The following is a 20,811-nucleotide window of genomic DNA, read 5'->3' as shown; positions in this document are numbered from 1 at the left end:
CTTTATTTAAGAATTAAAAATGAACCTAATAAAAGGGCATCCATCTCTGATCCATAAAATGACCTAATGGCATCACTTGGGTTACATATAATTGGTTCTTTTCCTACATTAAACGATGTATTCATAACTGCTGGAATCCCCGTTTTCTGGTAAAAGTTATAGATTATTTCATAATAATCAGAATTCATACCCCTTGTAACTACTTGAGCCCTTGTTGACCCATCAACATGAACTATCGCTGGAACTAAATGATGTACCTCTTTTTTAACAGTAGAATTTAACAGCATATAAGGGTTATTTATTTTTTCTTCTAATACTACAGAAGCATTTTCATCTATGATGCTGGGAGCCAATGGTCTCCATTGCTCTCTTTTCTTAATAGTATTTACTTTATTTAACATATCCCTATTCTGTGGGTTAGCTATTATGCTTCTATTTCCTAAAGCTCTAGGACCAAATTCCATCTTTCCAGAAAATCTTCCTATTATCTTATTTTGAATTAATATCTCGGAGCATTTATCATATTTATTAGAACCTAATTCTATATATGATAAATTATATTTTTTTAATATATTTAAGATACTAGAATCAGGAAATTCCGGACCAGAATATACATGATTTTCAGTGAACATAGGCGCTATACCATTTTCGGCAAGAAACCATGTAGCTGCTCCAATACTTACCCCACTATCTGAAGCGCCTGGTTGAATGTACAAATTATTCACTTCTGGTAAATCAGCTATAATTCTATTCGCTATACAATTTAATGCTACTCCTCCCGAAAGACACAAATTATCTATTCCAGTTAGATTAACAGCTTTTTTTACAAGCTTAACAATTGCTCTTTCCAAGGCTGCCTGACCTGAGGCTGCAATATTTTTATATTCCATTACTGATGAATTCATTAATAGTATTGAATCTATTGGATTATATTCATAACTAATATAATTAGGAGCTGTCTTTGTTATACTATTAATAACTTTTATCCAATCTTTTAATACTGAAAAATATTTACCATTCATACTAACTGGATTTTTATTTGGTTTCAAAGGATTTTCCAGTATTTCAGGAAATTCAAATATTTCTTCCCCATATGAAGATAGGCCCATTAACTTCCCTTCATTATGCCTCCCTAAACCTGAGAATACAGTTAATGCTTCATAAAAAATACCTAAAGAATGTTCCAATGGGTATTTTTCTAGTACTTCTATTGTATTACCTTTTCCTTTTGCTATAGTTATTGACTCATCTTCTCCACTTCCATCAATAACTATTATGGTAGCTTCATTGAATCCCGAACTAAAGAACGCACCAGAAGCATGTGCCAAATGATGAGAACACATATGGATTTGAGGATCTTTATCCCTCTTAAAAATTCCCTTCGGAAAAATCTTTTCAAGACATTCTTCTTTGTTAAGCTTCTTTGAATACTTTTCAAAATATAATTGTTCTACATTCCATCCCATAACAATATGATCTACTTCATTTGGAGTAATTTTAGCTTCCTTTAAACAATAAGCTATTGAATTATATGGAATTTTGTCTAATGCCTTTTTTTGACGAATAAACCTTTCTTCTTCAGCTGCAGCAATTAATTTACCATTATAAAATAAACACGCACTTGCATCATGAACATCAAAGTCCCATCCATTGACTCCTAAAACATACATTATTTTACCTCGCAGTTATTTTATATTTTTCTTCTAATCTCATAATATTCTTGCGGAAAGAGGATTGGTTTATCTATTAATCGTACAAAAACCAACATGTCCGTTTGGATATACAAATTATGGAATGTATCTTTAGAAAAACCAATGCCATCTAAGTCTTTTTTTATTAATTCTTCATCAATGTAAGGCTCTTCAGCTACTTTATAAGAACTTAAATCGTGAATAATTTCTTTTAAATAAAACCCTAAAGATGTCAAAAAATTCTGTAAATAAACCGCCCTATTACCTAATCTTTTAACACTTATATTTAAAAAAATTAAATCACCCTTTTGACCTTTTAATAATTCATTAGCTCTATTTAACCACAAATCTAACCCTCTACCATCATCTATAGGGTCACAATGTATTGCATCATACTTATTCCTTAAATCTTCTATAACTTCATTTCTAACATCAAAATTATAAAAATTAATATGATCGCTTTCATTTTCCAAATATTCAATTAATTCTCCGTCAATATCTCCTACACTTATTTCTCTGTTTTTATATTGTTCAAGGGCCAAACTTGTATAATCATCGTCTCCGCAAAAAAAGATATTTTTATTAGATGATAACTCTTGATTTATTATTTCAGCTCTCCTCAGTGAACTATCCCAAGTAGCTTTAAATTGAGCATAATTTTTTTTGTTTATTTTATTCGTATATACTGTATTAGGAAAAGCGGTTGTTTCATATAAAATACTACTTGTTAAATCTTGTGAAAACCTTATTTTATTTTCTATAATTTCAACTAAATTTCTTTCTTTTAATACTTTTAATAATCTTAAAGCCAAACTTAAAGTCCCAGTTATTTTGACTAGATCATCTAAAGTATCTACAGTATTAATGGACTTCCAAATTATAAATTCAAATTGTTTTTCACTAATTTCATACCATTTTTTCCAAAAATTCAAAAGTACCCCTCTGTGCTTTAATTTTGGTACTTTATCTAACTCTTCTTCATAGTCTAATTCAATAAATCTTTCATATAATAAAATAATCTTATTTTCTTTCATACTGTATACCCTACCTTAAAAAAAGTTACATATACAGTTAAACTGCATATGTAACCTCCTTATTTTAAAACTTAACCTAATGTCTTGCCTGCACGAATTAGTAAATCCTCTTCATCTAATTCAAGATCTTCAAGCTCTAGCATTTCTTCATGAATATATTCCTTTTCCATTTCACATTCCCCCTTTTATAGATAATTTTGTATTCCAAATGTTTGTAACAGAGCTGCACAACCAATATTAGCATAAAAATAAAATTTTCTGATTAATAAAAAAATTGTATTTGTAGATAAAATTTGTTCAGAAAATTAAGTTAAATTTTTCCTAATAAAACAATACTAGGAATAATTATGGGTATTTATTTTATTTAAGTTTTTATATTAGGATTTTATAAAAACCCAGTATAGAGCCTTTTCTTAGAGATTTTTGTCGATTTTTCTTTTTATAAATTTTTCAAAAAATGTTTATTTTCGTGGGTTATTGGGGGATGTCTATTTTATAGGGGCAAGACAGAAAGAGGCTTATATAATAACTTATTTAGTTTTAAAACACGCCACTTTATAAACCTTTTTTAGCTTTATCAAAATTATAAAATGGTTCTCTTTCTCTTTGGACTATACAAATTCTATTCTTATAGAAGAACAAAAGAAAAAAGTCACATTTTTGTCCAGTTCAGCTTATTATCCGGAAGAATTAGAAAATCATCATTTGAGATTAAGTTATTCTTATATGAGTGAAAAAGAATTAAAAGAAGGCGTTAAAGTTTTATGTCATATATTCCATTTGGTTATTTCAGCGAAGACAACTCATGACAATTCACCATTCTTTTAATTACAGTAAGGCGGCAGATGATTTATAGTTCAATAAATCTATTCAATCTTATAAAAATAACAATGTGTCATAGGTGCCATCGCTAATCTATGAGGTAAGTTCACTTTCCCTCCTTACCCGCAGATACTCCAATAAAAACTTTTGAAACAGCTTTTGGCGCTTTTTCTTTGCTAACTGAGTTAGCAGCCATTGTAAAAGCAGCTGAAAAATAGCCGGAATTATTCGAGCAATAATTGCAATGGTAAAGTTAGTTGTAAATATCGATAAAATATTGAATATTACAAAAATAAATAATTATAACAAAGTATATAGACTGCACTCAGCCTTTTATGTTATCTATTTGTAGCACCTTTTTTGTGCGCAATCGAACACTTGTATGTTAGAATAGTATTTAATGTGTATATTCGAAAGGAGAAATATATGAAGTTACGTAAAGTTATAGCAACACTTCTATTTCCAATGCTACTCTTGTCTGCATGTTCAACATTAACGGCAGAGGAGTACTTGGATGCTGTATCAAAAGAAGAGGTTGATGTTAGCGGAGGGATAGAAAAAGGGAATGACAAATCCCTATCGGTTGCTGAAAGAAAAGAGAACATTGACAAACGCATCTCTCTTTTAGAAGATTCTAAGAAACTATCCGCCCCTTCTGAATGGAAAGACGCACACAAAGAATACGTTAAAAAATTAGATCTAGAGATTGAAAACCTTGAAAAGGCGAAAAAAAAACTTAGTCGTACATCATCTATATTTGATGACTATAGTGATAAAGACAAAGAAGTATACGATAAATATGACAAGTTATTTCTTGAAAAGTTAGGAGTTGATGCTCGCGAAAAACTTTATAAGAAAAATCGTGATTTACGTAGAGTATCAAGAGAAGAATACATTAAAGTATATCAAAAAGAAATAAAAAAATTTCTTGAGTGCTTTAAAGACGCGCAAGTTCCTACAGTTGATGGTGAAGTAGATCATCTTGCTGTCATGGACCTTGTGAACAAGGCTAGAGGGCATCTAACAAACATAATAGCTATAGTTCCGCCTAAAGAGTTAGATGAGGCAGCGGAAAAGTTTAAAGAAGCAAATAAAGAGTTTGACGCAGCACTAGATGCACTGTTTTCTGATCCTAAATTAACAAAAGGAGAAACAGGTAGTACGTTTATGTCTTCGTATCTAAAAGGTTTGAAATTAAATAAAGAATTTATGGAAAAAGTAAAAACTACATCGTAAGTACTGCTGCTTCTTCCGTTTTCGATAAGCTATAGGGTTGTCTGTATTAGATTTGTACAGTGTGAGGTTGAAGGAAAGAATACACCTTCTTACAAGCATTCCTATAATTATAAAAAAGATAACTCCATTTTGATGAGAGATTGCTCAATAGGACTGAGGTTTACACAAATACTAAATATTATATCGTAAGTCCAATTGGTGCCACTAGCAAATTCACTGTAAAAATATACGCTATTACAAATTAGAAAATAAAAGAATCCCATTGGAGTTCCTTTTTGATGGAATACCATTGGGATTCTTTTCTGCTTTCATTTCGTAAACATATGGAAGATGAAATTAATCATCGTGGACAAATAAGAACAATTAAGCGATTAATGGGAATGAATAAATAAATCTTATTCAACCAAAGGATGCTTTACTTGAGAAAATCACTAGAAGAGTCAAATGCTAACTATGAACTGCCCCCAATTGCTAGGTTTTGTTTAACAATTGGGGGCAGTTCATTTATAGCGTATAGGTAAGCAGCTTTTTGTTAATCATGAGGTAGATATTTTTAGCTAAAAAACCGATAATAGAAATATATTACAGCTTATGACCCGTTTTTATACGTATCTGGGCTGAACCCCTATTATGTTTCAATTAGAATGATGGCCTAGTTTGAAATACCCCTCTTAACATTTTTCGTTTTTGTTGATCTGAATCCTTAAAGGCTAATCTTCCATGAGAAATCTTATCATTTGCCATTATAATCCCTTGATTATTTAGTAATAAAAACTCTTTGTAATGTTTATTTCCTGGCTGTGCTCTATCTTTCAAAAATGAAAAAGCTTGTTCCAAATGCTCAACTCGCTCAAATCCATATTCCCAATAAGCAGTATGATCTAGAGTGAAACGTGTAACAATTTCCCCATTTTCAATAGCAAATGCTGGTCCAATATGTGTTTCTTCAAATATAATATCAGCCTTGCGCTTTAAACTTTCTTCATGGAACAAGGAAAGAGCCACTTCTGGATTTACTGTTACAAGTTCAGCAAAAGCATCCATGGTATGAAAGAGTATTGATTTTCCTCCCTCAGCTGCCATAGACTCACAAAACAGTAATGTAGTTTTCAATTCTCCAATTTTATTTACTGTTCCATCAGAATGTAATCCTTGATTATTATCTCCCTTAAATGCCATGTGGTTATTTTCATTTCCAGCTGTAATTACATTTAATTTATTAGATTGATACATTTGAGAATTCTTTTTATAGTGATTTGGTACAAAAGGATTTCCAAGATTGATAGCATCCGCGATATTATAAATTGCTTTGTTACCTTTAGAATCACCATTCAGTTCATATATAACAAATCCATATTGGTAGTATCTTTCAACTAACTCTTTTACTTCATAATCTCTAATCTCATCAATATTCTCAATAATTACTGGTTTTAAAGGGTTCTCATGATTGAAACCATTGGTATTTGTTTTTTCTAATGCTATACGTATTTCATCAAGTGAAGGTTGTTTATTTATTAATTGTGCTTTCATTCTCAATATCCCCATTCATTATAATTTTATTAAATAAGTTCGTATTAAAATTACATTTAGCTTGTTTTGGTGAACGTGCTAAGAAATACTCTCCTACATTATTAATAAAAATTTCAGCTGGTTCATCATGTGATAAAAATTGTAACCTAGAAGATGTTAACGCGTATGCACCATTATTAGGAAAAATGATATAATCACCTTTTTCTACACTTGGCAATGTTGCTTTATACTTAAGTATGTCGTTAGGTGTACATAATTTCCCCACAATAGAAGCTTTATTTTCTAATATTTTCTCTCGTAAAGGGAGAATTATAATGTCTTCCTGTTCTCCAGAAAACATTTTAGAAAAACGAGACTCTCCCGGAATATGATGTGTCCCACCATCTACAAAAATATAGGTCATATCTTCTCTTTCTTTTGTATATAAAACTCGCGTCACATACCACCCACCTTCTCTCGCTAAAAAGTTTCCTGATTCTACCATGAGACGTTTATTACGGAAAAAATCTTGATAGTTTTGCAAAGTAGTATTTAATATGTTACTAAATGATTCTAAATCAAATACTTTTCTCCCAGTAGGATCATAACCAAATCCTCCACCTAATCCTAAAAACTGGATTGGATACCCTTGAAATTCTAATTTTCTGCCAATTTCTATAAGTTCTGACCAGCTTTCTAAATATACTTCGGAATTAAAATTCTCTGAACCTTGAAAAGTATGAAGGCCTATAAATTTTATAAATGGGTTAAGTGGTTTCTCCTCCAACCTTTCTAATATATCTTCAGCTGTAATCCCAAATTGTGAGGAAGAACCCGTCATTTTCAATCCCCTATTTTGATTTTGCGCTAAATATTGATGAATACGAACAGTAATAGAAATATTACAATTATATTCATCTGCTAGTTTTTCAATTAAATCTAGTTCTTGCAAATTATCTATATTTATGGCTAAAATGTTGTTTTCAATAGCTAATCTTAATTCTTCTTCCGTTTTACTTGGTGCAGTAAAGAAGATTTTTTCTGGATCATATCCTACAGCTAAGGCAACCAACAATTCTCCTTTTGATGCTACTTCAATTCCTAAACCTAATTTTTTGAATGTTTTTAAAACGAAGGGATTTGGATTAGCCTTCATTGAATAAAAGACTTCCACATTTGGGCTTACTGCATTTTGAATTAAATGAGCTCGCTTTTCTAGTGTTGATTCCTCATATATGTATAATGGTGATCCATACATTTGAGTAAGTTTATTCAAATTTTCAAGCCGAAACATAATTACACACACCTCCACGGTTATATTTTTTTAAAAATAATTTTACTATCTAAATAATCAGATATCGAAATGAATATTTTCTAAAATTCAAAAGATACACCTGTTTGTTTTGAAATATCGCTTAGTATTTTTTCAAGCCTTGAATCTATCTCCAATCCTTTTATATTTGCAATATTTTCTAATTGATTTGATCTTTTTCCAGGTATTCTTAGATTTTCATAGCCTTCTATTACCTCGTAGTTAAGAAATTGCTCTTCTAATCTACAAATCGCATCATTATAATTGCATATCCCATTACACATATTAGGATCAACAGCTATAAAAATTTGGTTTGCTTCCCCCTTTGATTGTTCAAAACTAAATTTTCCACCACCCAGTAAACCAATAAATAAATCAATAAGTAAACCTAATTGAAAACCTTTATATTCTCCTTTTTTATCACCAGCACCTAAGGGGGCTAACATTCTATTTTCATATAGAATGTTAGGATCTATTGTGCTGGTTGGAGAAATATTATGTTTCTTCAAAAACGAAGCAGCAGCCCAATGTGCAGGAACTTTATTTCCTTTTTCAATTTCTAAAAATAAATTTCCCAATGAGGTAATACTAAGTCCCAAATCTAACACTAACGGCATCTTATTATCCCTAGGAAAGGCAATTGATACTGCATTTGTTCCTAAAAAACTTTCCTTTCCACCTGGTGCTACCACAGCAGGACTACCATTTGAAAGTGTAATTCCTATTAAATTATTCTTAGTCGCCATCATACTATAGTAACTAGCTATCCCAAAATGTGTACTATCTGTAACAAAAGTTACACCCATACCAAAATTTTTAGCATTTTCAATACTATAATTCATTGCATTATAACTTGTTGAAAAACCTAAAGATTTCTTAGCATCAATATATTTAATGATCGGGTTAGAAAACGTAATAGAGGGTTTATTCTTAAGTTGAACAATGTTATCTAAAATAAGTGGTAAATAAAAAGGCAGTATTCTTGCAAAACCATGTGAATATATACCACGTATCTCTGCAGTTACAATAACATCAGCTGCAATCTGAGCATCACTTTTGGATACATTAACTGATCTTAAAACGCTTTCAACAAATTCTTTAAGGATGTCTATTTTAATAACTTTATTATTTAATAACTGTTTCATTATTTATAACCCCGTTATTTAAACGTTTAATTTTATTGTTGTAAGTTTTAGGTAACGAATCTACGATTTCAAATATAGGTATTTTATATTTAGCTAATCTCTTTTGCGCATAATCGATTAAATCTTCTACAGTTATATTTTTATTGTTTAATACTATTTTAGCGCATGGAATTTCACCATAAATATGATGACTAACACCATGTACACAGATAGCTTCTACCCCATCATAAGTAAGCATATACGATTCAATTTCTTCAGGATAAATGTTAACACCTGCTCGAATAATGATGTTTTTAAGGCGACCAATTATAAATAACTCACCTTCTGTATTTAAATATCCTAAATCACCTGTATGTAACCAATTATTCTTTAACACTTCATCCGTCTTGTGTTTGTTCTTATAATATCCTTTCATTAATCCAGGGCTTTTAGCTATAATTTGACCAACTTTTCCAGTATTAACTTCTTTCCCAAATTCATCAATAATGCGAATTTCCACACCTGGTATTGCCGTACCTACGCTATTTAATGTTGTTTTAATTGATGTTGGCTTTACAGCGGTTAAACGCGGTCCAGCCTCTGTCAACCCATAAGTTTCACAGAGATTGGCATTGGGAAATATATTTTTTATATCTTGAACTTTTTCATATGGAAAAGGTGCTCCTCCGTAAGTTATTTGTCTTACAGTAGAACGCTTATATTTAATATAATGTACAAAATCTTTTATTTGTAATAACATAGATGGAACAGCCGTAAAAACTGTTACATCATACTTATCAATCATTCTAAATAATCTATGTGGGGTAAAAATACCGTCCATAATAATTAAAGTACTTCCTAATAAGAAATGACTGATAATTTGAGCTGTATTGCAATAGCCAAAGTGCATTGGTAATAATACTAACGCACGATCTTCTGGCTTTATATCTAAATGCAATACATGTGCACTTGCATTACTGAGTATTCCTTTATGAGTTAACATGACTCTTTTGGGATTACCAACAGACCCTGATGTATGTAATAAAATAGCTGTTTCATCCTCATTTTTGAATACATTATATTCAGGATATTCAACTTTATATTGTTCAAAATTACTCTCCTGCAAAACAAACAAATGATTACTCGTAACATGAGCACTATAATCTAATTGAGAATTATCGCTAATTATTATATCTACATCACAATATATTAACGTTTCTTTAATTTCTTTATCAGTTAAATTCTTATCGATTGGTACTATCATAGCTCCAGCCATTAAAGTTGCAAAATAAGCGATGATATAATGAACTGACCTATCAGATAGAATTGCAATAGATTTTACTTCTGAATTAATAGATTTTAATTTTCTGGACACACCCCAAGAGATTTCAAATATCTCTTTGTAAGTATATGATTTATTTTTATCAATAACTGCAACTTTGTTAGGTTCTTCCTTAGCCTGATAATAAATAATATCACTTAAAACTTTGAGGGGAAAATCACCTTCTCTGATTAAATCCATAAATTATACACTCACTTTCTCCCGAATATACCCAATTAAATAGTCTAAATCTGCTAAACTCTCAAAAGTAAGCATTTCATCGTCAAATTCAACATCAAATTCACTTTCGATGCTCAAAATTACCTCGATAAAGTCTAAAGAATCAATAAATTCCGCGATAAATTCTCCATCCTCATTAATGTAATTAGTTAAAATCTCTAAAAGCGTATTCCTTATTTGTTCATCCGTATTTAAAGTTTCAATATTCTTCACGTTTTCACTCCTATTTATTTTTTTACGTATAAATCTTCTTTTGAAATAACAACAAAATTTAAATCTTTATGACTCATTCTTTTGTCTGCCACAATTAATGCATCTTGAATCAGTTTAGTTATATATTCTATTTTATGATTATCAGAGAAACTCCAATGGATTTCACCTATAACATCACCTTGATCGACCCAATCTCCCACCTTTTTTTTCATTATGCATCCCGCACCAAAATCTATAACATCATTCTTTTTTTGTCGCCCTGCCCCAAGTAGCATAGATGCATAACCTATATTTTCTGCATTTATCTCATTAATAAACCCAGAAATATTAGACTTAATTTCTTTTTTCCATTTAGCATGTGGTAGTAACTCCATGTTACTAATAAAAGCAGTATCTCCACCTTGTATATACATTAATTCACTAAATTTCTTAAGTGCCTCTCCGTTGTAAAGTAACTCTTTCAAATTATTTCTAGCTTCCTCAACTGTTTTTGCTTTTTCACCTAGCAAAAGCATATGTGACCCCAATACTAAACATAATTCTTCTAAATCTTTAGGTCCTTTTCCTTGTAATGTAGTCACTGCCTCTTTAATTTCTAATGAATTTCCTACTGCATATCCAATTGGTTCATCAGCTTTACTAATAATAGCAACAGTTTCTTTCCCTAGATCAACCCCAATTTTAACCATCATTTGGGCAAGTTCTACTGCATCATCAAATGTTTTCATAAATGCACCTTTACCAAACTTTACATCTAGAACTATTTTATCTGCTCCGCCAGCTATCTTCTTACTCATAATTGAACTGGCAATTAAATGTTTTGATTCTGCAGTCGCTGTTACATCCCTTATTGCATACAATTTTTTATCAGCAATTGCTATTTTTTCTGATTGTCCAATTATTCCTAACTTGAATTTTTTTATTTGTTCTAAGAATTCATCTTGAGTCTTTTCAATGCTAAAACCCGGAATAGATTCTAGTTTATCAATAGTACCTCCTAAATTTCCGAGGCTTCTGCCTGACATCTTTGCCACCGATAATCCAGCAGATGCTACCCATGGTAAGAGAACTAAAGTAGTTTTGTCGCCTACTCCACCTGTACTGTGTTTGTCTACTTTGATACCATCAATTGAATCTAAATTTAGTTTTTCTCCAGAAGCGGCCATCTGCATAGTTAAATCAGCAAGTTCCCTAGATGTCATCCCTTGAAAATATACCGACATTGCCCATGCAGATATTTGATAGTCTGGAATATCACCTGCAACAATTCCATCTACAAAATATTGAATCTCCTTAGAAGTTAAATCAAAACCATTACGTTTTTTATTTATTATATCTAAGGCCCTCATATTATCGTCCCCCTATCAAATTTAATGGATTGTTATTTTTAAGTGGTATAAATGTAGCTGTTTTTCCAGATTCAGAATTTGAGATCTTGTCTACATATACAAATTCATAAAATACATCTTCTATAAACTTATTAAATTCTTCAATTAAAAAAGTTAATACATTTTCAGAAAAATTCTCACCTTTAACTATATAAATTAAAAAATGTTTTAAATTTTTTTGTACAACTTGAAATTCTTGAATGGTATTTGCATTGCTTCTAATTGTACGTGAAAATGCAGTATCAAAAATAACACTTGTTAAAATTTTATCTTCAGTAATAACCAAATTGGCTATTCTACCTCCAACTGGCTCTAATATAAGACCTTGTTTACCACAACTACATTCCTCTTGAGTCGAATATAAACGAACGATATCCCCAATTTTGTATCTTATAAATGGCATAATATTGTTAGTTAATGACGTGACTACCAATTCTCCCTCTTCATGAGGAGCAACTGGTTCTCCATTCTTTAGAACCTCAAAGAAGAGATGTTCTTCCCAAGCATGCATCTTTTGATTTGGACACTCGTAAGATAAAACATCTAGCTCTCTACAGCCATAATGATTAACAACAGGACAATCAAAAACTTTCTGAATAAATTCCCTTTGGTGCGGTAGAATCATTTCCCCATACATTTCTATAAACTTTAATGATTTAAAAGTTTCTTTATCATCTTGATATATCTGAGCTAAACGATTCACGGCAGAAGGTGGCCCAATCATCCACTGTGGCTCAAAAACTCTAATTTCTTCTTTGTAATTAGCTAATACTTCTCTAGAAAGGTCTAAATATTCTTCACATCCTAAACGTAAAACTTTTTGTTTAGCAGACTCAATTGTCCTGTACAAATACAATAAATTTAGATTTATTACATCCTTGTCCCAATTTCTTCTTACTTTCCACAATTTTTTAGTCAGTAAAAGATCCTCTTTTTTATCTCTAAAAATTTTTAACGGTACACCAGTACTGCCACTTGTATGTAATACCCTTATATTAGGATCTTGCGTAAGATTTGGTTTTGCAATGTAATCACTAAAGTTATTCTGTATATGGCTTTTTTCTAGTATGGGAAGTTCAGTCCAGTTTTTATAATTTTCCAAGTAATATTCAACTGGTCTTGTCATTCCTTTATAGGATGGAACGTGTTTAAAAGCCATTGAAAGTAAATTATACAGATTACCTTTGTGTTTTTTTAATTGTTCTTCGTAGATCTCCACCTTTAAATCAACACCATTCTAAATTATTATCATTAAAGATTCAGAATTTTCGATTCTTCATTAACAAATGTTACCAAGAGCAGTCAATAAATGTCAATATATTCTTAAAAAAAAATATATTTATCAAATTATAATTTTTTTAATAATATTATCTTTTTAGAATTATCTAAAATAAATTTGACAAATTATAAATCAAGGGTTAACATTCCTTTAGTGTAATATATTTACAATTAATCAAAGATAGGTGGAAAATATATGAAGTTATCTCAGGCATTGGACTTATTAATTTATAATGAAGAAGTTTCACACCAAACTATCAATATGGTTCCTAGTGAAAATTATGCTTCTGTTCTTTCAAGAATCCCTTTATTATTAGATGTTTACAATCGATATTTTTTCAATGTTGAACAAGATGAGGATCATTGGAACTTTCGCGGGGCACAAAATGTGGCTGATCTTGAATCTAAGCTTGCAATTTCTTTACTAAAAGAATTGACAACGGCAAAGCACGTTAACTTACGCCCTATTTCAGGTTTAAATTGTATGGCATTAGTATTAAATGCATTAGGAAAGAATACAGGTAATAACATTATGATTGTTTCACCTGAACAAGGTGGTCATTATGCTACTCAACAGTTAGCAGAAAGCTTCGGGTTAAATGTTACCCTTATAACGGGAGTGGATGCTCATACCATAGATTTTGACGATTTAGCTTACAAGTTAAGTATGGAGAAAATTGATTTAATATATATAGATCAATCCAATTGCTTATTCCCTATTGATGTAAAAGACCTTGTTCAAACTGTACGTAAAGTTTCGCCAGAAACCATTGTTCATATTGATGTTAGCCATTGGATGGGTTTAATTTTAGGAAAAAGTATGCCAAATCCTTTGGATGAAGGAGCAGATTCGTTTGGAGGTTCTACACACAAAACTTTCCCTGGGCCTCAAAAAGCGATTTTTTGTACAAATAGATCTGATTTAGCTAAACTTGTTTCCGAAGCGCAATATTACATGTTAAGTAGCCATCATTTTGGAGGAGTTTTAAGTTTAGCTTTAGCCTTGTTAGAGTTTAAAGAGTGCAATGGAACACATTATGCGCAACAGGTGATTGCAAATTCTAAAAAACTTGCAGCTAACCTAAATCAATATGGATTTGATGTAAAAGGTGCTTCAAAAGGTTTTACCTGTGGTCACCAGATATGGATGAGTACCAATAACACAGGGGTCGATTCATTTGAAGCTAGTAAAAGGTTATATAATGTAGGAATTCGAGTAAATGTATTTGATAACCTGCCTGGTGCACCAGAGTCAATTCTACGCTTAGGAGTAAATGAAATTACTCGTTTTGGAGCATCTATTTCTGATATGGATGAATTGTCTCAAATTATGTATGATGCTATCAGTAATAATGGTTCTCCAGAAGAAATTAAATCCAGAGTTAATAAATTAAGAAACCAATATAAGAATGCCTATTCATATGATATTAATTCTAGCGAACTGAAAGATAGAATTAATAAAATTATTACTCTATTATTTCCTGTAAGAAATAGAGAGGAAATAACTATTTAATATTAAAGAATCACATAATATTTATAGAAAAATTTATTTTCGTATTTAAAATGAGAGAATATCTTATATCAAAACGCTTTTGTATTATTTAAATATAAAAAAACCTTCCCGCAATTTAAAGAACAGTTTTATAATTTTTTAATCATCTTTTATTTACAGTATAAATAAAAATTGCAAAGGGGATTTAAAATGAATTATTTTGAACTTGATAAAGAATATGTATGGCACCCATGGACTTCAACTTACCAAATTGAGTCTAATAATACTATTATGCAGAAAGGCGATGGATGTTATATTACAGATATTAATGGTAAAACTTATCTGGATGCCAAGAGTGCCGTTTTAAATGCAAGTTGTGGATACAATCATCCGAAAATTATTTCTGCTATACAATCACAATTAACAGAACTTATGAATTTTGATCATGCTGAATTTTCAACCATACCTCCCATCCTTTTAGCTGAAAAGCTTTCTAGCATTTTACCAAAGCAACTAGAACGTACTTTTTTTTGTACTAGCGGTTCTGAAGCAACTGAAACAGCAATAAAAATGGCGCGTATGTACTTTCAGATTGATGGGAGAAAACAAAAAAATAAGATCATTTCTTTAGATAAAGGATATCACGGTATTACATTAGGGGCTCTTGGGGCTTCTAATATTCCTTTAGCAAGAAATGAAGTGTATTTAATGAATGAAGGTTATGAGAGCATCCCAACACCAATTTGTGAAAAGTGCTGTGCTTTTCTTCCTCACGATATTTGTGAACATCCAAGTGGAAGAGAACTAGAAACTAAAATTTTAGAGTTAGGTCCTGAAAATGTAGCCGCTTTTATTATGGAACCTGTTTTAGGACTTGGTGGTATTGTTATTCCATCAATAGACTATATGCAAGAAATACAAAAAATTTGTCTGAAATATGAGGTAAAACTAATATTAGACGAAACAATGACCTGCATGGGACGTACAGGTAAAATGTTTGCGTTTGAACATTTTAATATAGTACCAGACATTCTTATCTGCGGAAAAGGTATTAGCGGTGGTTATTTCCCGATATCTACTATAACAACTTCGCAAGAAATTTACTATAAATTTTGTGAAGATCCCTTTCTAAATGGCTTCCGCCATGGGCATACAAATTCAGGACATGCTACCGCTGCAGCTGCAGCTTTGGCTACAATCCAAGTAATTGAGGAAGAGAACTTAGTTACTAATTCTAAGAATATGGGGAAATACTTATCAGAAAAAATATTTGCTCTAACAGAAAAATATGATTTTATACGTAATGTACGTGGTCTAGGCTTATTATTAGCTCTCGACATTGATAATACATTAAATGACAGTGATTTAATTTCAAAATATTGCTTTGAAAAAGGGTTAATTATTCGCCAAATGGGATCAACTTTAGTTTTATTACCTCCTCTAATTATTAATAGCAAGCAAGTGGATGAAATAGTTTCCATTTTAGAGACAGTATTTCATGAGCTCTCTACAACTCAAATACTAACTTATTAGAAGCTTTAACGAACTTACCGAAGAATTCGCCTTCCTCAAGCTCGTAAAAGAAGATAGCTCAGGAAAGCGAAAGGTTACTTTAGCTCCCACTTCAAGCTTTGCTAATAATGAACTACGTTAACCTATTTCGTAGCAAATGCATACTATATTTATAAAATTTAAACAGTCAGATTATTGTAGTGAGTTCTAGGAGTTAGGTTGTTTGTTTTTTGTATCTACTTAAAATAGCCACAGTCTATTTATCAATAGACTGTGGCTATTTTCGAGTAATTTACAGCCTTTAATCCATTAGTTGAAATGGTCATATCAAACTGAATATCGAGTGGTTGAAGATGATAGATACGAAACTTATAGGCTTTATTAATCATTATTTAATTCACCTCCATTTCGGTATATGACTATTATGCACCAAACGTACATTCGATAGGTAGTGGAGTAACACTTTCTGTATGTCGAACAATTAAGATGGCTTCCTGCCATCCCTTGTTCGAAGCCAATTCATCTCCCACCTATTCACTGGGCTGTGATCCTTCACGCTCCTTGAGGAAGGAGTCTTCTTGGCTAAAATGATAAAGTTTTTAACGTTTTAATTTCTGAATAATTAAATATTATTTTATCAAGTTTAACAAACTAACATTATTTGTAAAATATGTTAAGTTTGTTGTGTAAGATATATAAATACTTGAGGGGGAATTTTTATGTTCAAGAAATTAGTAGTTGGAGCATTAGCGACTGGTATTATGTTATCTGGTGCAGGTGGAGTTATGGCTGCAACACCTAATACTGACATTCAAAAGGCAGAAAACACCAATGTCACATCATATAAAGCAGCTAAGGGTCTTGCAGTCTGTAACGCACAATATGAAAATACAAAAGTACGAACTGAAGCAAGCACGAGTTCAAAAATAGCGTATTACGTTGCTAATGGAACTAGATTTACTGGTGAATGGGTAAAAGGACAAACTGTCAATGGAACTAATCAATGGTTAAAATTTTACAACTCAAACTGGAAAACCCATTTATACGTTTCAAAATCAGTATGTAACTAAGTACAAAATATAAGAAAAGGCACTTCATCAAGTGCCTTTTCTTTAAGTATAATAAGGGGTCCTGCCACATATCTATCAACTTAAGAATTTTATAATACCCCAAAATAAAAGATTGTCCATTTTCAACTAACATGTCAATTCTTTTATTTTGGGGTATTTACGTTTCTTAAGCAAATGGGCATGAAAGGACTAGTAAAACCTAAGTATACAATAGTTCATCCGGAATTTTAAAGAAAGGGAATACTAATGATAAATTACTTGTCCCTGGCAGAAGAAACCTTACCTTATTATCGTAGTCAATTATTGATGCTCCTATGATGGGAGCGTCCGCTATAAATATACTTCTATATGGTTAGTATTTTTCTACCCTAAAAAGTCCTAAAAAGAATCTACTATTAAATCCTCGATACCTCTTACCTTACTCTGAAAACTCCTAAAAGGGAGTTTTATTATTGATATTATTTTAAATAAAATACGTCTGTGTTAAACGTTCCTAAATATACAGAACCCGAAGATGTTGTTTTGTACGTATCAACTTTCAAACGATATTTTCCTTTTTCATAAATGCCCACGCCATCATAATTGACTCTACCAATATCAATGTTCATTCCTACATATTCTCCAGGTACAAACCAAGAAATTAAAGGTTTATTCACATTTTCCCACGTGCCATTTGTACGCTGAATTTGTGGTTGTATACGAAGCTCAACTTCATAAGCTTTGTTGTCATTTTTAATTTTAATATACACATATGGATCTGTACCAACATAATGATTTGCTTTTGTTGTATTTACGCTAGCTCCGTAACCTGAAGCCGCCGCTGCTTTTAATACGGGGTTAACTAATTCTAGAGTAGCTACACCTCCTAATGCGATTGCTGAAGCCAACATTGTCATACCCATTTTCTTTTTCCATGGTTTCATATGAAATTCCTCCAATTTTCAATTATTTTATCGTGTTAATTTTACTGACGCTGTGTACATTCTATCAATTAAGCCAGCAGCATTTTCAACTTTAACTTTCACACGGAAAGTACCTATTTCTGCAATTGAATCGCCATTGCCTGTTGAAACAATAATTTCTTCACTTGTACAAGCTGGGAACATAGCTCCCCCTTCCAGATTCATTCCATTACGTCGAAATTAAGGTATTATTTCTCTTAAAATGTTATAAATTTCATTTTAAAATCCCGTTACAATAACATTTACATAAATGTAATATTTAGCAAATTGAAATAATTAATACTAACTATTCCCAATATTTAATAATATTTTTCTTTGCCCTACAAAGAGCAACATTAACATTTCAAAAACAAGCAAAGTACGTTTAAACAAAAAACAGCCAGATTTTACCTTGTTGGTGCTAGTTCTTGTTAAAAATAAGTCAGCTATTTTATATACAAAGGACGTAAGGATTGCAAATTAGTCAAATTTAATTCCTCAAAATTATATGCACCAAAGAGAGTTCCTCCCCCTATCAGAAAAGAAGAGTTCCATACAACAATGAAGAAAGTGAACCACTATTCATAAAGGTATACCTTTACAAACCACGAGTACTTTTCCCATTAGTGATAGGAATATTCCAGTTGACATTTTAGAAGACATCGAATTTCCAGTACCAAATAGTCCATAATTAACTGGAAAATAGTCTTAGCGTACAGAAAACGCCTTAAATGTGTCCAAATAGTGACGTAACGTACAATTTTCTTTTTTTGATATGGTGACCCCTTGTTGCCAAAGAAGAAAGAAAGTGCGGACACGTAACTACGTTTGTGTGTGCAGCTACGAAGAACACTGGGACATTCACGGTGCCTGCAACATTTTGGCAAAAGAACTGTACGGAAAGATGTGTCATATCCCGGAAGAAACGAAGAGAAAGTATTTGTGGATTGCGAAAGCAAAAAGTAGTAGACGGTGTGTTCCTACCCTTCTGCATGTGCAGAAGTTGCTTAGTCAAATGAAGAAAAGGGGTCCCTGCATAGGTGCAGAGAGGAGATGGAAAATCCGCTTCTCATGGGACCTTGTCTTTGTTGATGCTAAGAAATCCCCACTTCAAGCGGAAGCGAGTAAGTGGGGGAGGTTCATAGTGAATTATTTTTGTACTTAAATCACTTAATCTCTAAAATCATTGCTAGATCGTTTGCATAATTCGTGCGAGTTCTTTTTCTAAAGCAGCGGGCTCGTTTGCATAATTGTAAATCCCTAAAAACTTCTCTATAGCCTCTGGATGGGAACTGATTAGCTTGTTGACAGCATCCTGTTGTTCAGATATGCGTTCATTCTTCGAAATTTGGCATCCCATGTGAAACCGAACCATAAACTCATCTTCTATTGCCTTTTGATATTCTTCAGACATTTGATTTAATTGATCGGATTGTCCCTTATATTTTGATAGAATATTGGATAATATACGTGCTCCACATATAGCATCATGGATACCCTGCGCCATGCCAGGATCTTTAAAACAAACTGCATCTCCAACCAACGCCCATCCTTTTCCCATTCCTTTATACCAGTAATTATCATATCCGGGAATGCCTTTGACCGGTTCTACTAGTTCTGCATTTTTCAAGCGCGTCCCAATTGTTGTATTCGGAAAGTTATCTGTAAAGAAATTGCGTAGACAGCTTTCCGGATTTAATTTCAACCGTTCTATCAATTCCTTATTTTCTAATGGGAAAATGCCGACAATTACATATAAATCATCATTCGTCGGAAAGAGAATGGCTGTGTTATCTTTTATCTTGTATACTTCAAATTTAGGGACATTATCGTGGCGAAATCCAGAGAAATACCCGAAATAGATGCCGACTGTTGCCGGAATACTTATTTTGAGTTCACTTTTTACCAGCTTGCGAATAATAGAGGATCGGCCGTCTGCCCCGACTACCAGGCGAGCTAAAAATTCTTGTTTCTCGTTGTCGCCGTCTAAACCTTTCACGCCTATCACTGTTTCGTCATCACGGATGACATCTGTCACACGAAATCCTTCTAAAACAGTTACATTCATTTGGGATTTGGCTTGTTCAAGTAGAATATGATCGAGATAAGTTCTTCTAATACAATAACAACTTTCCTCTCCGTAAACCTCAGGGATGAGACCTTCTATCACGGTATCCTCAAATTGAAATTTAATATCCCGTACTGGCGGTGCTTTTGTTTCCAATAACTTGTCCAGGACACCGGTTTCTCGAAGAAGAGCGACAGTATTATTGAAAAAGGTATGGGTTGATAATGTGTCCCTTGGAAAATTCGCTCGGTCCACTAACAACACATGGAAACCTGCCTTAGCAAGATAAATTGCCAGGGTAGAGCCGGCACATCTAGCACCGGTAATGATGACATCATACGTCTTATTCATCGTATCACTCCATTTTCAAGTATAATTATTAACTATTAGCAGAGTTCTAAAGTTAATGCCCCTACGAGTTAAAGTAATGGGGAAAATTGATAAGAATGCACTACATACATAAAGTATGGAAGCTAAAACGAAATAAGTACAGAAAATTCTCACCTGCTATACAATTAAAAAGAATTTGTGGTAAAAATCGGAATGATAATTTAAGTAGG

Annotated in this window: 17 protein-coding genes and 1 pseudogene; 5 read left to right on the top strand and 13 right to left on the bottom strand. The window is 32.0% G+C overall.

Annotation, left to right across the window (positions count from 1 at the left end; translation table 11 throughout):
* Window positions 1-2: 2 nt before the first annotated feature.
* Together ACTFRM_RS20630 and ACTFRM_RS20625 are read right to left on the bottom strand one after the other, a co-directional pair.
* Window positions 3-1,670, bottom strand: a complete 1,668-nt coding sequence (locus ACTFRM_RS20630) for a carbamoyltransferase family protein (RefSeq protein ID WP_440043541.1) — start codon at window positions 1,668-1,670, stop codon at window positions 3-5.
* A gap of 20 nt (window positions 1,671-1,690) precedes the next feature.
* The gene (locus ACTFRM_RS20625; RefSeq protein WP_440043540.1) at window positions 1,691-2,725 is read right to left on the bottom strand and encodes a bis-aminopropyl spermidine synthase family protein; all 1,035 of its coding nucleotides are present in this window, start codon (window positions 2,723-2,725) and stop codon (window positions 1,691-1,693) included.
* A gap of 660 nt (window positions 2,726-3,385) precedes the next feature.
* Between ACTFRM_RS20625 and ACTFRM_RS20620 the strand changes: the two genes are divergently transcribed.
* A complete protein-coding gene (locus ACTFRM_RS20620) occupies window positions 3,386-3,553 on the top strand; it encodes a hypothetical protein (RefSeq protein ID WP_254918875.1) in 168 nt (55 codons plus the stop codon).
* A gap of 115 nt (window positions 3,554-3,668) precedes the next feature.
* Here ACTFRM_RS20620 and ACTFRM_RS20615 read toward each other — a convergent pair.
* A pseudogene (locus tag ACTFRM_RS20615) lies at window positions 3,669-3,847 on the bottom strand (MFS transporter); the annotation flags it as partial.
* Window positions 3,848-3,973: 126 nt separating this feature from the next.
* Between ACTFRM_RS20615 and ACTFRM_RS20610 the strand changes: the two are divergent.
* Window positions 3,974-4,783, top strand: coding sequence for a hypothetical protein (locus tag ACTFRM_RS20610; RefSeq protein WP_000776712.1), 810 nt, complete (start codon window positions 3,974-3,976; stop codon window positions 4,781-4,783).
* Between the two features lie 639 nt (window positions 4,784-5,422).
* Here the strand turns inward: ACTFRM_RS20610 and ACTFRM_RS20605 are convergent.
* The 7 genes from ACTFRM_RS20605 to ACTFRM_RS20575 form a co-directional block, all read right to left on the bottom strand.
* Window positions 5,423-6,313, bottom strand: a complete 891-nt coding sequence (locus ACTFRM_RS20605) for a TauD/TfdA family dioxygenase (RefSeq protein ID WP_065705518.1) — start codon at window positions 6,311-6,313, stop codon at window positions 5,423-5,425.
* Window positions 6,291-7,586, bottom strand: a complete 1,296-nt coding sequence (locus tag ACTFRM_RS20600; RefSeq protein ID WP_324656962.1) for a hypothetical protein — start codon at window positions 7,584-7,586, stop codon at window positions 6,291-6,293. The genes ACTFRM_RS20605 and ACTFRM_RS20600 overlap by 23 nt, the downstream gene beginning before the upstream one ends.
* A gap of 80 nt (window positions 7,587-7,666) precedes the next feature.
* Complete coding sequence (locus ACTFRM_RS20595) at window positions 7,667-8,749, bottom strand: Ldh family oxidoreductase (RefSeq protein WP_098348742.1); 1,083 nt, start codon at window positions 8,747-8,749, stop codon at window positions 7,667-7,669.
* Window positions 8,730-10,250 carry a class I adenylate-forming enzyme family protein gene (locus tag ACTFRM_RS20590; protein WP_324656964.1) on the bottom strand — a complete coding sequence of 507 codons (1,521 nt, stop codon included), beginning with the start codon at window positions 10,248-10,250 and terminating at the stop codon, window positions 8,730-8,732. Before ACTFRM_RS20590 ends, ACTFRM_RS20595 begins: the two co-directional genes overlap by 20 nt.
* A 3-nt stretch (window positions 10,251-10,253) precedes the next feature.
* A complete protein-coding gene (locus tag ACTFRM_RS20585; RefSeq protein WP_000789109.1) occupies window positions 10,254-10,502 on the bottom strand; it encodes a phosphopantetheine-binding protein in 249 nt (82 codons plus the stop codon).
* Window positions 10,503-10,516: 14 nt separating this feature from the next.
* Window positions 10,517-11,851: a pyrimidine-nucleoside phosphorylase gene (locus ACTFRM_RS20580; RefSeq protein WP_088322307.1), complete on the bottom strand. Its 1,335-nt coding sequence runs from the start codon at window positions 11,849-11,851 to the stop codon at window positions 10,517-10,519.
* Window position 11,852: 1 nt separating this feature from the next.
* Window positions 11,853-13,109: a phenylacetate--CoA ligase family protein gene (locus tag ACTFRM_RS20575; protein ID WP_000409180.1), complete on the bottom strand. Its 1,257-nt coding sequence runs from the start codon at window positions 13,107-13,109 to the stop codon at window positions 11,853-11,855.
* Window positions 13,110-13,364: 255 nt separating this feature from the next.
* On the opposite strand from ACTFRM_RS20575, the gene ACTFRM_RS20570 reads away from it, so the two are divergent.
* The 3 genes from ACTFRM_RS20570 to ACTFRM_RS20560 all read left to right on the top strand — a co-directional run bounded on the left by ACTFRM_RS20570 (window position 13,365) and on the right by ACTFRM_RS20560 (window position 17,242).
* On the top strand, window positions 13,365-14,681 hold the full coding sequence (locus ACTFRM_RS20570; RefSeq protein WP_065705511.1) for an aminotransferase class V-fold PLP-dependent enzyme: 1,317 nt from the start codon (window positions 13,365-13,367) through the stop codon (window positions 14,679-14,681).
* 189 nt (window positions 14,682-14,870) lie between these two features.
* Window positions 14,871-16,193, top strand: a complete 1,323-nt coding sequence (locus tag ACTFRM_RS20565) for an aminotransferase family protein (RefSeq protein WP_001105745.1) — start codon at window positions 14,871-14,873, stop codon at window positions 16,191-16,193.
* 698 nt (window positions 16,194-16,891) lie between these two features.
* Window positions 16,892-17,242 carry an SH3 domain-containing protein gene (locus tag ACTFRM_RS20560; protein WP_081306180.1) on the top strand — a complete coding sequence of 117 codons (351 nt, stop codon included), beginning with the start codon at window positions 16,892-16,894 and terminating at the stop codon, window positions 17,240-17,242.
* A 458-nt stretch (window positions 17,243-17,700) separates the two neighbouring features.
* On the opposite strand, the gene ACTFRM_RS20555 is transcribed toward ACTFRM_RS20560, so the two are convergent.
* From ACTFRM_RS20555 to ACTFRM_RS20545, 3 genes are all read right to left on the bottom strand, one after another.
* Window positions 17,701-18,165, bottom strand: coding sequence for a DUF5065 domain-containing protein (locus tag ACTFRM_RS20555; protein WP_098348378.1), 465 nt, complete (start codon window positions 18,163-18,165; stop codon window positions 17,701-17,703).
* A gap of 27 nt (window positions 18,166-18,192) precedes the next feature.
* Window positions 18,193-18,369 (bottom strand): hypothetical protein, encoded by a 177-nt coding sequence (locus tag ACTFRM_RS20550; protein WP_173600946.1) that lies wholly within the window; start codon window positions 18,367-18,369, stop codon window positions 18,193-18,195.
* Window positions 18,370-19,372: 1,003 nt separating this feature from the next.
* Window positions 19,373-20,602, bottom strand: a complete 1,230-nt coding sequence (locus ACTFRM_RS20545; protein ID WP_324656966.1) for an NAD(P)/FAD-dependent oxidoreductase — start codon at window positions 20,600-20,602, stop codon at window positions 19,373-19,375.
* Window positions 20,603-20,811: the final 209 nt, after the last annotated feature.

It is taken from the genome of Bacillus cereus group sp. MYBK227-1 (assembly GCF_051916325.1).
In the GTDB taxonomy this organism is placed as follows: domain Bacteria; phylum Bacillota; class Bacilli; order Bacillales; family Bacillaceae_G; genus Bacillus_A; species Bacillus_A cereus.
The sequence above is the reverse complement of the archived record's forward strand: the minus strand, read 5'-3'. Positions and strand labels throughout refer to the sequence as shown.

Bases quoted from the DNA above. Each gene is read 5' to 3' on its own strand.
- ACTFRM_RS20630 (WP_440043541.1), bottom strand. From the start codon at position 1,670: ATGTATGTTTTAGGAGTCAATGGATGGGACTTTGATGTTCATGATGCA.
- ACTFRM_RS20625 (WP_440043540.1), bottom strand. From the start codon at position 2,725: ATGAAAGAAAATAAGATTATTTTATTATATGAAAGATTTATTGAATTA.
- ACTFRM_RS20610 (WP_000776712.1), top strand. From the start codon at position 3,974: ATGAAGTTACGTAAAGTTATAGCAACACTTCTATTTCCAATGCTACTC.
- ACTFRM_RS20605 (WP_065705518.1), bottom strand. From the start codon at position 6,313: ATGAAAGCACAATTAATAAATAAACAACCTTCACTTGATGAAATACGT.
- ACTFRM_RS20600 (WP_324656962.1), bottom strand. From the start codon at position 7,586: ATGTTTCGGCTTGAAAATTTGAATAAACTTACTCAAATGTATGGATCA.
- ACTFRM_RS20595 (WP_098348742.1), bottom strand. From the start codon at position 8,749: ATGAAACAGTTATTAAATAATAAAGTTATTAAAATAGACATCCTTAAA.
- ACTFRM_RS20590 (WP_324656964.1), bottom strand. From the start codon at position 10,250: ATGGATTTAATCAGAGAAGGTGATTTTCCCCTCAAAGTTTTAAGTGAT.
- ACTFRM_RS20580 (WP_088322307.1), bottom strand. From the start codon at position 11,851: ATGAGGGCCTTAGATATAATAAATAAAAAACGTAATGGTTTTGATTTA.
- ACTFRM_RS20570 (WP_065705511.1), top strand. From the start codon at position 13,365: ATGAAGTTATCTCAGGCATTGGACTTATTAATTTATAATGAAGAAGTT.
- ACTFRM_RS20565 (WP_001105745.1), top strand. From the start codon at position 14,871: ATGAATTATTTTGAACTTGATAAAGAATATGTATGGCACCCATGGACT.
- ACTFRM_RS20560 (WP_081306180.1), top strand. From the start codon at position 16,892: ATGTTCAAGAAATTAGTAGTTGGAGCATTAGCGACTGGTATTATGTTA.
- ACTFRM_RS20555 (WP_098348378.1), bottom strand. From the start codon at position 18,165: ATGAAACCATGGAAAAAGAAAATGGGTATGACAATGTTGGCTTCAGCA.
- ACTFRM_RS20550 (WP_173600946.1), bottom strand. From the start codon at position 18,369: ATGAATCTGGAAGGGGGAGCTATGTTCCCAGCTTGTACAAGTGAAGAA.
- ACTFRM_RS20545 (WP_324656966.1), bottom strand. From the start codon at position 20,602: ATGAATAAGACGTATGATGTCATCATTACCGGTGCTAGATGTGCCGGC.